Source organism: Foliimonas ilicis, from assembly GCF_039939195.1.
Classification (GTDB): Bacteria; Pseudomonadota; Alphaproteobacteria; order Rhizobiales; family Rhizobiaceae; genus Foliimonas; species Foliimonas ilicis.
This window is the reverse complement of record NZ_JBDUUH010000018.1, coordinates 23,468-35,390: the sequence shown is the minus strand read 5'-3', so window position 1 is coordinate 35,390 and position 11,923 is coordinate 23,468. Positions and strand designations below refer to the sequence as shown.

At 56.9% G+C, this 11,923-nt stretch carries 10 protein-coding genes and 1 pseudogene; 10 read left to right on the top strand and 1 reads right to left on the bottom strand.

Annotated features, from left to right (window positions below):
• The first annotated feature begins 37 nt into the window (after positions 1-37).
• The 7 genes and pseudogenes from ABFT80_RS26675 (at position 38) to istB (ending at position 9,523) form a co-directional block, all read left to right on the top strand.
• The gene (locus ABFT80_RS26675; protein ID WP_347974983.1) at positions 38-1,075 is read left to right on the top strand and encodes a hypothetical protein; all 1,038 of its coding nucleotides are present in this window, start codon (positions 38-40) and stop codon (positions 1,073-1,075) included.
• A 54-nt stretch (positions 1,076-1,129) separates the two neighbouring features.
• A complete protein-coding gene (locus tag ABFT80_RS26670; RefSeq protein ID WP_347974982.1) occupies positions 1,130-2,311 on the top strand; it encodes a site-specific integrase in 1,182 nt (393 codons plus the stop codon).
• Positions 2,312-3,460: 1,149 nt separating this feature from the next.
• A complete protein-coding gene (repA, locus tag ABFT80_RS26665; RefSeq protein ID WP_347974981.1) occupies positions 3,461-4,654 on the top strand; it encodes a plasmid partitioning protein RepA in 1,194 nt (397 codons plus the stop codon).
• Positions 4,654-5,664 (top strand): plasmid partitioning protein RepB, encoded by a 1,011-nt coding sequence (repB, locus tag ABFT80_RS26660; protein ID WP_347974980.1) that lies wholly within the window; start codon positions 4,654-4,656, stop codon positions 5,662-5,664. The genes repA and repB overlap by 1 nt, the downstream gene beginning before the upstream one ends.
• A gap of 156 nt (positions 5,665-5,820) precedes the next feature.
• Positions 5,821-7,026, top strand: coding sequence for a plasmid replication protein RepC (gene repC / locus ABFT80_RS26655; protein WP_347974979.1), 1,206 nt, complete (start codon positions 5,821-5,823; stop codon positions 7,024-7,026).
• 652 nt (positions 7,027-7,678) lie between these two features.
• Positions 7,679-8,856 (top strand): annotated as a pseudogene (istA, locus tag ABFT80_RS26650) (IS21 family transposase); the annotation flags it as partial.
• Positions 8,789-9,523: an IS21-like element helper ATPase IstB gene (istB, locus tag ABFT80_RS26645; protein WP_347974978.1), complete on the top strand. Its 735-nt coding sequence runs from the start codon at positions 8,789-8,791 to the stop codon at positions 9,521-9,523. The pseudogene istA and the gene istB, both read left to right, overlap by 68 nt.
• 451 nt (positions 9,524-9,974) lie before the next feature.
• On the opposite strand, the gene ABFT80_RS26640 is transcribed toward istB, so the two are convergent.
• The gene (locus ABFT80_RS26640; protein WP_347974977.1) at positions 9,975-10,262 is read right to left on the bottom strand and encodes a MarR family transcriptional regulator; all 288 of its coding nucleotides are present in this window, start codon (positions 10,260-10,262) and stop codon (positions 9,975-9,977) included.
• A gap of 155 nt (positions 10,263-10,417) precedes the next feature.
• Here ABFT80_RS26640 and ABFT80_RS26635 point away from each other — a divergent pair, with 155 nt between their 5' ends.
• From ABFT80_RS26635 to ABFT80_RS26625, 3 genes are read left to right on the top strand one after another with little or no spacing between them, the layout of a single operon-like run.
• Positions 10,418-10,936, top strand: a complete 519-nt coding sequence (locus tag ABFT80_RS26635; protein WP_347974976.1) for a hypothetical protein — start codon at positions 10,418-10,420, stop codon at positions 10,934-10,936.
• A gap of 3 nt (positions 10,937-10,939) precedes the next feature.
• Positions 10,940-11,614, top strand: coding sequence for a lytic transglycosylase domain-containing protein (locus ABFT80_RS26630; RefSeq protein WP_347974975.1), 675 nt, complete (start codon positions 10,940-10,942; stop codon positions 11,612-11,614).
• A gap of 7 nt (positions 11,615-11,621) precedes the next feature.
• Positions 11,622-11,921, top strand: a complete 300-nt coding sequence (locus ABFT80_RS26625; protein WP_347974974.1) for a TrbC/VirB2 family protein — start codon at positions 11,622-11,624, stop codon at positions 11,919-11,921.
• Positions 11,922-11,923 lie beyond the last annotated feature (2 nt).

The window sequence follows — 11,923 nt, the reverse complement described above, 5'->3', positions numbered from 1 at the left end:
TGCGCGACGCGACGGAGCAAACAATGGGAAACCCCAGATGAGCCGCTTTCCAGCCCACCCACGGACCAACTGCCTTGCCGCGCCGCGCCGGCCTTCGCTGCGTCCGAGCAGGCGGTGGGTGCTCGCCGGGCTTGCCAGCGCCTTCATCGTCCCGGTCGCCGCCACCCGGACCGGCGCCCAGGATGCAAAGGACCGGCCGGTTTATTTCGTCCCCGCCGGCCGCATCGGCATCCGCGCCCCGGACGAATTGCGGCCGGGTCCCAACCGCTGGTCCCTCCTGTCATCCGACCACACGATGACGGTTCGGGTTCACGAGGCATTGCGCTTCGGCGTCGAGCACGATGCCCATTTGTGGGACAAGGACGACAGGAGCGCGCGCGTTGCGCCCGCCCCGGTCATCGCCGGCTTCGAGGTGCGTCGCTTCAACGACCTGCGTTATGGCGAGAGTCCCGATTACGCCGACGAGACAGTCGTGCTGCGCGACGACTGGTGGATTGGCGAGGTCGAGGCGAGCAACAGCGACCATGGCGGGGTTTCGAGCCATCCTGGCGGCCAGAACGCACGCTGGGCGTCCCTGCGCGAGGAGATATTGAACGCCATCGTCGTGCGGCCGCGCCCGGCCGTCGCCGATGCGCTGGCCGAGATCCGCGTCGACTTGGATGTCGACGGCCTCAACCCGCGCTTCATCGGCCAAGAGCTGGTTCTCAGCCTGTATCGGCCAGACGATGCGCTCGCGGCTTGGGGCTCCGGCTATCCCGTCATCCGTGTCAGCGGCTTCACAACCGGTCTGCCCGTGCAGGCACAGCTGGACGAAATGCTCATCGACGAACAGTTCGCAATCGCCAGCAGGTTACCGCACTACCGGATGCTGACGAGCCTGTCCGGACGTGGCCTGATCTCGGACGAGCTCGCTATCATTCCCGGCCAGTATGCGACCAAATTGACTGCGTTCGGCCGCACGCGCACGCTTGAACTGACGGCCCATTACGACGACGCCAACCGCAAGCCGTTGCTTGCCGCGTTGCAGCGTCTTTTCCGGTCCATGACCGTTCACGGCTGGCAGAGCGTGGACTGACTCAAACCGCCCGAAAGGGCATGCACCGCAACACCGGTCGCAGACAGGACAGTAATGGCAAAGAACCGCGACAACCGCGCCTCGCCGCCGCTCAATGCTGGTGGCTCCGATCTTCCCGACATCGTTGACGTGGTGATGGCGATGGGCACAAGCAGCGAAGCGGCGGACCGGGCTGCCGGTGCGGCTTCGGGCGGTGCGCGCGCCTCCCCTCCCCTGCCTGTTGCGGCCGATGCGCATCCGCACCTGCCGGGGCATCTCGAAGACCTCGCTGGCCGCGCGCGTGGCTATGTTGAGGCGGCAAGCTCGGCGAACACGCGGCGCGCCTACGCTGCCGACTGGAAGCATTTTTGCGCTTGGGCGCGCCGCCAAAATTTTTCGCCCCTGCCCCCGGATCCGCAAGTCGTCGGGCTCTACATCACCGCGCTCGCCTCCGGAACCGCCGAGCGCGGCGTCAAGGCACGTTCCGTCTCGACCATCGAGCGGCGGCTGTCCGCCATCGGCTGGAACAGCGCGCAACGTGGCCACGCCCTTGACCGGAAAGACCGCCATATCGCCACGGTGATGGCCGGCATTCGCAATTCCCACGCCAGGCCGCCGGTGCAAAAAGAAGCCATTTTGCCCAGCGATCTGGTTGCCATGCTGGAAACGCTCGATCAGGCGGGTTTACGCGGCCTGCGTGACCGCGCCATGCTGCTGCTCGGCTTTGCCGGCGGGCTGCGCCGCTCCGAAATCGTCGGGCTCGACGTCGGCCGCGACCAGAGCGAGGACGGTCGCGGCTGGATCGAATTTTTTCCCGACAAGGGACTGCTGTTGACCCTGCGCGGAAAAACCGGCTGGCGCGAGGTCGAGATCGGCTACGGATCCACCGATGCCACCTGCCCCATCGTCGCGACAGAGACCTGGCTGAAATTTTCCCGCATCGCGCGCGGGCCGCTGTTCCGGCGTGTCACCGGACACGGCAAAAATGTCGGTCCCGACCGGCTGAACGACAAGGAGGTCGCCCGCCTCGTCAAGAAAACAGCACTTGCCGCGGGTGTTCGTGGCGATCTTTCGGAGGGCGAGCGCGGCCAAAAGTTTGCCGGACATTCGCTGCGCGCCGGGCTGGCCTCGTCGGCTGAAGTCGATGAGCGCTACGTGCAAAAGCAGCTCGGACATGCCTCCGCCGAAATGACCCGCAAATACCAGCGCCGCAGGGATCGGTTCCGCGTCAATCTCACCAAGGCAAGTGGGCTGTAGCCAAGAAGCGGCTCATTTCAACGATGAGTGTGTATCCGTTTAATGCCGTTTCTGACTTGCGAGAATGAAGGGTATGACCGCCACTTCATGGACCAAACGCCGAAGAATCGCGCCTATGGATTAGCGATGTCCTGCGCGAATTGATCTCGGATGTCTCGGTGGCACTCGCAATGCTGCAATTCAACAAGGACCAGAACATCTCTTGCAGTTAGGTATCATGCGTCGGATGCGTATGCTGATGTCCTAGCTTTGAAGTTCCAGCGCACATTCTGCCTGAACGCATACCTCCCGCTAACGTCGGACGGTGAATAAGGTGGTCGCGACCTCAACGCAATCAACATCAGTGCATTTTGACCCCTTGAGAATTACGTACTACCAATGATCAACGATACCTAACGTGCGCAACCAAAGAACACGTCGATATTGATCCCCCTACCGTTGCAGTGGACCCTGCTCCGAACACGGCGTACCCGGGTTCAGAGCTTCCTGCGTTAGCACTGACCATACCGGCCAGCACATAAGGCAGACGTTGGCTGCATTCACCTCATCTTTCAGGCACACTGCGTACAATGCAGCGGCGAATAGATTACAATCATATAGCGACGCATAGCTTTGTGCTGAGAGTATCCTAAAAAGTATAGGTTTGAACGGTTGCGCATAATGGCCGCCCTAGCGTCGTGTGCCTGCCATCCCAAGGCTCTCATTAAGGAAGAATCACACTCCGCGTTCGCATGCCTCCCACTAGCGAAGCGTGGCGTTCGGCTTAACAACACTACCACTAGTATGCTAGAAGATCATCCTTTAGGGATACGTTCTGAACTTGGCATATCAGCCGCTGAAAATTCGACGCCTACGGAGCCGAGCTCGCATCTGCACTTGTGTCATTGTCGCAGCAATCTGTCCGCGCAGAGGTTGGATGAGGCTCCTAAGACCATGACACTACCGACCAATCCGCAACACTCCGTAATTTAGGTTTAGCTCGCGGTTGTCCGCGGACAACGATGGTCGTTTGTTTAAAGTTGTCCACGGACAACTCACTTGAAAAGCCTCATGGTTTTAACGTTTGTATATTCTTTACGAATCGGACCATATTGTAACTGCGCAGTTTGCGTAAAATTTGCAGCAATTGCGCAGTCCGAGGGTTTTTCAATGTTACAGGCACCCATTCGAAACGAGCAGACAGAACATCTACCGTCGATGTTGTCTGCGGATTCGATCGAGTTATCACGGCAACTCCAGTTGCATCAGCAGAAGATTTTTCCTCCGACATCCCAGAAATCCATCAGGCAGTTCACACCTGCGGAAGCGGCGTACTATATCGGTATCGGAGAGGGGTATCTCAGGCAGGTGGCCTCCGAGGGATATGGGCCCGAGCCGCTCGCCAACGGCAGGCGGATGTACACGCCCGATGATATGGAAAATATCCGAAGATCGCTCGACGAAAAGAACGGCTCTCCAAAATATGTCCCAAACCGCCGGGTGGACGAGAAACTGCAGGTCATTGCAGTGATGAATTTCAAGGGCGGTTCGGCAAAGACAACGACGTCCGCGCATCTCGCCCAATACCTTGCATTGCGTGGCTATCGTGTTTTGGCAATCGACCTCGACCCTCAAGCTTCGTTGTCCGCACTCTTCGGTCATCAGCCCGAACTTGATGTTGGAGAGGGCGAAACCCTTTACGGGGCGATCCGCTATGAAGAGCCCCGCTCCATCGCAGAAATTGTTCGAGCAACCTATACGAAAAATTTGCACATAGTTCCCGGTAACCTCGAGCTGATGGAATTCGAACACGAAACACCAAGAGCGATCACATCAGGGTCAGCGGAATCAGTGTTTTTCGCTCGCATTGGTCAAGTCCTGACAGACATTGAAAGCCTTTATGATGTCGTCATCATAGATTGCCCCCCACAACTTGGATTTCTCACGATGTCGGCATTGTGTGCCGCGACATCGGTGTTGATTACCGTCCACCCCCAGATGCTGGATGTAATGTCGATGAGCCAGTTTCTCGCTATGACCAGTGAAATGATGGCGGTTGTCGAAAGGGCAGGGGGGCGTACCAGCTATGATTGGATGCGTTACCTAGTCACCCGCTACGAGCCAAATGACGGCCCGCAGAGCCAAATGACCGGATTTATGCGAGCAATTTTCGGCAATCGAATGCTCCAAAACCATATGCTGAAGTCAACAGCAATTTCGGACGCAGGTGTTACCAAGCAGACGCTCTATGAGGTCGAACGGAGCCAATTCACGCGCGGCACCTACGACAGGGCAATGGAATCCTTGAACGCTGTGAATTCAGAAATAGAAAGCTTATTGAAGACACCATGGGGTAGAAAATAATGGCCCGTAAAAATCTCATAGAGGTTTCGTCCGACGATGGCCCCGCCTCCGAAAGGCTTCCCCCAATAACCACGTCAAGGCCGCTCGCAGGCTTCGTCGCTCCTTCGGTCCGCAGTTCCCCCGTTGGGGGTATTACCAAGACACTTGGTAGCATTACGGAAAAAGTAGAGCGCGCAAACGACATCGAGAAGCGGCTAGCGGAAGGGCAGACAATTGTTGAGCTCGACCCAAATTTGATTGACGGTTCATTTGTCCGCGATCGTCTCGGGATCAATTCGGTAGAACTCGCAGAACTCGTAGCCCAGATCAAAGACCACGGACAACAAGTTCCCATCCTTGTTCGCCCGCATCCGGACACGAAAGGTCGCTACCAAGTAGCTTACGGCCATCGAAGACTGGCAGCGATCAAAGAACTTGGGATTCGGGTTCGAGCTGTAATTCGCGAACTCTCAGATGATCAACTGGTTGTTAGCCAAGGGCAGGAAAACAATTCGAGGGCAAATCTTTCGTTTATAGAGCGCTCAATGTTCGCTATTCGGCTAGAAGAGCGGGCATTTTCCCGAGACATAATTATGTCAGCCCTCGGCGTAGACAAAGCCGCCCTTTCGAAAATGATTTCCGTCGTTCGCCAAGTGCCGATTGAACTTATTGAAGCCATCGGTGCAGCACCGAATGTCGGTCGGCGGCGATGGATGGAGTTCGCCGACAAGCTGGAAAGCGCGAAAATTAACCTGGAAGAGCTTTTGGCATCGCTGCCCACCGAAAATTCAAGTGATGAGCGGTTTCAAGTGGCCTTAAATGCGCTGACAAAAAAACAAGAAAGGGTCAAGAGCGTGACCGAAGCCAAAAACTGGGCTTCAAGCGACAACTCGGTAACCGTCAGGCTCAACAACAATGGAAAAACGGCCACGATCGCCCTTGGTGCGATAAGCGGGCCGCTATTTGCCTCATACATCACAGAACGGCTGGATGATCTCTATGCCGATTGGAAATCTAAACAGGAGAACTGAAGTCGCAAAAGAAAAAGGCCCCCGAACGTCACCGTAGCGGAAGCCCTTCTCGTATCTAGACAATCCGAGAATCTCATTTTCGCGAATCACTGTCAAGAGTCTTTGACGTCATTTTCGGCGAGCTGCTTTCTTTTGCCTAACTGAAGGCGAAAGAAAATGGAAACGTATGTTGCATCGACTCCCTTTGGGAGACGACCGATGTCGCTTGCCTTATTGGCAGCGCAGCAGGGCTATCGCGATATCCCTGAAGGAAAAACGGTAGACAAATGGAAGGTCTACCGAGATTTGTGCGAGGGAAAGACCATTATCGGCGTTAGCGACCGCTCGCTGGCGGTGCTGGCGGCTTTGATTTCGTTCTATCCAGATAGCGAGTTAAGCGAAAAGAACAGGCTGATCGTCTTTCCTTCGAACAAGCAGCTGTCACTAAGAGCCCACGGCATGGCCGACGCGACCCTAAGAAGGCACCTAGGTGCACTCCTCGATTGCGGGGTTATCTTGCGCAGGGATAGCCCTAACGGAAAACGTTATGCCCGAAAGGGGAGGGGAGGGGACTATGACGCTTTTGGCTTTTCCCTGGCCCCGCTCTTGGTCCGCGCCGACGAGTTCAGGAACGCCGCGGAGCACGTGCGGGCAGATAATGCGGCTCTACGCCTCATGCGCGAGCGTGTAACACTCCATAGGCGTGACATCAGCAAACTAATCGAGGCTGCACTCACAGAAAACATTCCCGGAGAGTGGTCCATTCTGCGGAGCCGTTTTAGGGCCCTTGTAGAAGCAATTCCGCGCCGCGCAACATACGCAGAACTCGAGGATATTTTGGTGGAACTGGCAGCTATTCGCAATCAGGTGGATAAGCTGCTGAATTTCCACATCAATACTGAAAATATGAGCGGCAATGAGTCCCAAAATGAACGGCAGCAATCTAATTCACATACTAACTCCTTTATTGAATTTGAACCTGCTTTGAAACAGAGCAGAATGTCGATCCCGCCCAAACCGACCAACACCGAACCACCAAAGGGATATCCACTCGAATTAGTACTGAAAGCGTGTCCCGACATTTCGGAATACGCCGCCGCGGGAATAAACAATTGGCGAGATTTGATGGCAACAGCCGTGCAGATAAAGGGTTACTTGGCCATTAGTCACTCCGCTTACGCGGATGCACTCGCCGTTCTAGGCCAAGAGAAAGCCGCGATCGTCATCGCTTGCATTTTGCAGCGAGCAAAGGAGATCAATTCAGCTGGCGGCTACCTTCGCGCGCTCACGGAAAAGGCGAGAGCAGGGACGTTTTCGGTGGGACCTATGCTGATGGCAGCTTTGAAAATGCAGGGACAACCAAGAAAAGCCAGGGCAGGATGAACCCTCTTGTCACAAACTTGAGTCCGCTTCAGTGATGATTGCGTTTTCTGCCAGCGCATCGTGCTTCCGAACTTCTGGGTATCCCCAGTTCGAACTTGCAAGTTTCATTCGTCTCCCATTGAGTCCGTTCATAAGGATAAAGGTCGCGCGCACAAACTCATCAACCACTTCGGTGCTCAACATGCGAAACAGCCTGTGTTATGATCAGTAAGGAAAAACAAGGTGCTGGCTTGTTGTGCACAATTCCGATTTCGGGGAAAGGTGACACAAGAGGTGTTCGGGTAGTTCTTACAAATAAAACGCGATGTGGAAACATTATCGGTCGTTTTAGTGGGGCGACAGGCTGTGCGGTTTATGGAGAAAAGCCGCGATATACCGCACTTTTCGGCCCGCGCAAAATGATCTCCGTCGACCAACCATGGTCAACCAACGGAGGACGCCCGGCACGCTGCCGACCTCCTTCCGGGAACCGTCGGTTCGGATCGCTCTAGGCCCATGTTCGAGCTTGTGCTGCACTTCAAGCAGTTTGAACTGTTCCCCTTCGCCATGTGACATGGCTTTCCCTGCTGCAGATTACTACGAGACTCCGCCAACATGATGGACATCAGGGTCAACTTGCGTTTCGGCGTGGAATATTGACCCCTCTGGCGGCGTGCCGCTCTACTACGCACCCGGTGAGGCCTATCAGTTCGACTGAAGCCACGAGATTGTCCTGATCCAAGGGGTGACGACGACGGTCAAGGTGGCCCACGTCCGGCTCTGCCACAGCCGGATGATGTTTGCGAGAGCCTATAGGCGCGAGAGCCAGGAGATGGTGTTCGACGCACACGACAAGGCTTTTGCGTTCTTCCGAGGCACCTGCACACGTGGCATCTACGACAATATGAAGACGGCGGTGGAGGCAGTCTTCATCGGCAAGGAACGGCTATACAATCGACGCTTTCTGCAAATGTGCAGCCACTACCTCGTTCATCCGGTCGCCTGCACCCCTGCATCCGGCTGGGAGAAGGGCCAAGTCGAGAACCAGGTGGGCGCGTCTCAGGGTCAAAAGCCTGGAAGAACTGAATGTCTGGCTACTCGATAAATGCGTTACCTATGCCAAGGCTCACGGCCATCCTGAACAGACAGCGCAGACAGTCTGGCAGATGTTCGAAGCCGAACGCGACAGCCTCGTGCGCTATGTCGGTCCGTTTGACGGGTTCCATTGCGTGCCGGCGTCGGTATCGAAGACCTGCACGGTCCGCTTCGACAACAACAAATACTCTGTCCTGTCGACTACCGTCGGCCGGCCCGTCGAAGTCCATGCCTATGCTGATCATATCGTCATCAAGCAGGACGGGGTAACGGTCGCCGAACATCGGCGCAGCTTTGGCCGTGGCGACACCGTCTATGATCCTTGGCACTATGTGCCTGTCCTGGCTCGCAAACCCGGCGCTTTGCGCAATGGGGCTCCGTTCCGGGAATGGGTTCTGCCAGCCGCGATGGAGAAGGTCCGCAAACGGTTGAAGAGCGTCGATGACGGTGATCGACAGATGGTCACCATTCTCGGCTGTGTTCCAGGGGATGGCCTCACGGCCGTGGAGGCTGCCTGTCAGGAAGCGCTCGATCACGGCGTCTGCTCCGCCTCGGTGATCATCAATATTCTGGCTCGAAGCCGTGACCCGGCTCCCGCTGCAACCCTGCAAATCCCGGATGCGCTTCGGCTTGCCCATGAGCCGGTCGCCGACTGCGCCCGTTACGACAGGCTCAGGAGGGCAAGTTGATGGAACGCACACAGGTTCTCGAACTGATGAGCACGTTGAAGCTCTACGGAATGCGCAGCGCTTATGACGAGGTCATGGGCAAGGGCATCAAACGGCAGCACGAACCGCCGCGCATTGTCGGTGACCTCCTGCAGTCGGAGATCGCCGAGAAGCAGGCCCGATCCATTCGCTACCAGCTCAGTATTGCCAAGCTACCGCTTGCCAAAGATATCGACGACTTCGACTTCGCCGATACGCCCGTCAATGAATCCCTGGTGAGAGAACTGGCTACGGGCACCTTCGTCGCCGATCAGCGCAACGTCGTTCTCGTCGGCGGCACGGGAACAGGCAAGAGCCACCTGGCTATCGCAATTGCCCGTGCACTGATCCGCAACGGAACGCGAGGTCGCTTCTTCAATGTTGTTGATCTGGTCAATCGGCTGGAAACGGAAACGCGCAACGGCAAGCAGGGACGGATGGCCGATTACCTCAATCGCCTCGACTTCATCATCCTCGATGAACTGGGCTATCTGCCCTTTGCCCAGGCAGGAGGCCAACTCCTGTTCCATCTGATCAGCAGACTTTATGAGCGCACTTCGATCATCGTCACCACGAACCTGGCCTTCGGTGAATGGCCCTCGGTCTTTGGCGACGCAAAGATGACGACGGCGCTGCTCGACCGGCTGACCCATCATTGCGAGATCGTTGAGACGGGAAACGAATCCTGGCGCTTTAAAAACCGATCTCAAAGCTAAAGCCGAAGAGCCCCAACACCCGCACTTGGCCCACCCTCTGCAACCCCGGCCAGCGCCGGGCAGGCCAAGTGCTGATCGTTTATAAGGGGGGTGAAGATTGGACGCCGATATGGGGTCAGAATTCCGCGCCGGTTGACACGCGCGCTCACGTTGCGCGACCATGAGAGCGGACTCAATCGCTCTCCGGATCGTTGTCCGCTGATACGAGAGGTCCTTCCCGTTTCCCAACTTCAGTGAACCGGCCTTGGAAGTGCCAACTCCCCGGGCCGTTTCTTTTTTGCGAATAGCTTCTCCATCACACGGCTTGTCTACGCGAAACGAATCAGTCTGCCCGTGAGAGCAGGTGAGTCGCGTCGTGGAGTATGCTTGCGCCTTTCAGCGCAATCAATACTGTGCGTTTTTACCATGTAATGGAAGACTTTTCAGACAATCAATGATTGCCCCGCGCCGATCAGGCGCCGTAAACGCCTTGAAGCTTCTCGAAGATTTCCGGCGCGATCTCATACTGACGGGCCTTGCCCCTGCCGATCGAGGTGCGGCCCCAGGACTCCTTTAGAAGCCCGCGTACCACTAGCGGGTCGATAGCCTCCTGCGACGCTTTCCTTGTCATTCCAGTGACTTCCGTGACATTCGTTATCGTCAGGGCCGTATCTGCCTTCTGCAAGGTGTAGAGGAGATTCATCATACCTAGCTGACGAAGACGCGAATTAGGGGTCTCGTCGGGCAGGGGCTTTGACATGATCTCGTGCGTAGCCAAGGTCGCAAAAACCGTGTTGTGCCAGCGTTGGCTTAATGGGCTTGGCATTTTCTTATCTATTCGTTATCGTGCAGTATGACAAGGTGAAGAAACCACCTTGGCGGCCAGCCGCGGAGCCTCTTGGCGGGGAGAATTGTATGAACAATGCGGTCATTCGGGCACTTTCTGCCGTTATACTCTGCTTTCCATTGTACACTCTTTCGTACTCTATTGCGCGTGGGGATGACTGGGGTTGCCAGGTTCTCCTCTGCCTTTCGAATCCCGGTGGCGCAACGCAACACGCCGAGTGCCGCCCGCCGATTGAGCGGCTTTGGTCGCATCTCGCGAAGGGTCGTTCCTTTCCGATTTGCAGTGGCGTGGGCTTCACAGCGACGAAGCCTCGTTATGAGCCGTATTATTGCGACGCCGGGTTCCGGCTGGTCACACGCTCGGGGGATCGCAGAAATGAAGTCGGCTGCATCTCCACCGAACCCAAAGTCGTTAGCAGCGCCATGTGCAACGATCGTGACAATGGAGGAGGAACGGGCTCTTGGCATTTCGAAGACGGTAAGCGGGCCTGCAAGGCACTTGTCACCCAGCGTCCTCATGTGCGCGAACAGCCCCGATATGTAGATGTCACCATTGATGGTGCCGGCCGCCAGCGCGTGTGGTTCTAGCCCATGCCGATCGCCTTTCTCGATCTCGCTCAAACCTGCGCTCCGCAGGTCGCCACGGAAACAATCGCTGCTGTCTTGAGCGTCGAGAGCGGCTTCCAACCCTTTGCCATCCGTATCAATACAGATCGCCCGCTCTCCGAGCAGCCCAAAACCCGAGCCGAGGCGATCGAGACCGCCACGACCCTGATTGCAGAGGGCCATGATATTGACCTCGGACTTGCCGGGATCAATTCCGGCAATCTCGGTCGGCTCGGCCTTTCCGTCAGCGACACATTTGACTTCTGCCTGAACATCAAGGCGAGCGCGTCGCTCCTTGAGGGTTATTACCAGATAGCCCGCCAAGGCGGCGCGACGACGGCACAGGCCGCGGTTGTCATGCTGCGGAGCTATTTCGGCAATGGCGATGCTTCCGTTGGCGAAATGGTGGGGTACGACAAAAAGGTGCTGGCCGAGCGCAAGCGGCTGTCCGGCCAACTCGACAGCATCGAGATAGTCGAAACACAGGCACAGGCGTTGCCGACACGCGAAAGGGCAGGGGAGTCGTCTGCCGCCACGGTCGACAGCGGCCCGGCCGGGAAGAGCCAAGGGCGGTCGCAGGCCTCAGTGCCGCGCTGGGATGTCTACAATGCGGGGCGGCGTTCCTCCGTCCTCGTCTTTTCCAACGAGCAAAAGGAGTGATGAGTCCATGAACATATCGGCTCGCATAAGGCCGTTCGCTGCGACCGCGGTGATGGCAGCGGTATTTTCCCTGACCTTGGTCGAGCCGAGCTTCGCCCAGGCGGGCGGGATCGAAAGTGTGCTGCAAAATATCGTCAACATGCTCACCGGCAACGTAGCGAGACTGCTGGCCATCATCGCCGTGATCATCGTCGGCATCGCATGGATGTTCGGCTACCTCGACCTCCGCAAGGCGGCCTTTGTCGTGCTCGGCATCGGAATCATCTTCGGCGCGACCGAGATTGTCAACATGATCTCAGGAGGCTGATG

Coding starts and splice junctions, on each gene's coding strand:
- ABFT80_RS26635 (WP_347974976.1), top strand. CDS start 10,418: ATGAACAATGCGGTCATTCGGGCACTTTCTGCCGTTATACTCTGCTTT.
- ABFT80_RS26640 (WP_347974977.1), bottom strand. CDS start 10,262: ATGTCAAAGCCCCTGCCCGACGAGACCCCTAATTCGCGTCTTCGTCAG.
- istB (WP_347974978.1), top strand. CDS start 8,789: ATGGAACGCACACAGGTTCTCGAACTGATGAGCACGTTGAAGCTCTAC.
- repA (WP_347974981.1), top strand. CDS start 3,461: ATGTTACAGGCACCCATTCGAAACGAGCAGACAGAACATCTACCGTCG.
- ABFT80_RS26625 (WP_347974974.1), top strand. CDS start 11,622: ATGAACATATCGGCTCGCATAAGGCCGTTCGCTGCGACCGCGGTGATG.
- repC (WP_347974979.1), top strand. CDS start 5,821: ATGGAAACGTATGTTGCATCGACTCCCTTTGGGAGACGACCGATGTCG.
- repB (WP_347974980.1), top strand. CDS start 4,654: ATGGCCCGTAAAAATCTCATAGAGGTTTCGTCCGACGATGGCCCCGCC.
- ABFT80_RS26670 (WP_347974982.1), top strand. CDS start 1,130: ATGGCAAAGAACCGCGACAACCGCGCCTCGCCGCCGCTCAATGCTGGT.
- ABFT80_RS26630 (WP_347974975.1), top strand. CDS start 10,940: ATGCCGATCGCCTTTCTCGATCTCGCTCAAACCTGCGCTCCGCAGGTC.
- ABFT80_RS26675 (WP_347974983.1), top strand. CDS start 38: ATGAGCCGCTTTCCAGCCCACCCACGGACCAACTGCCTTGCCGCGCCG.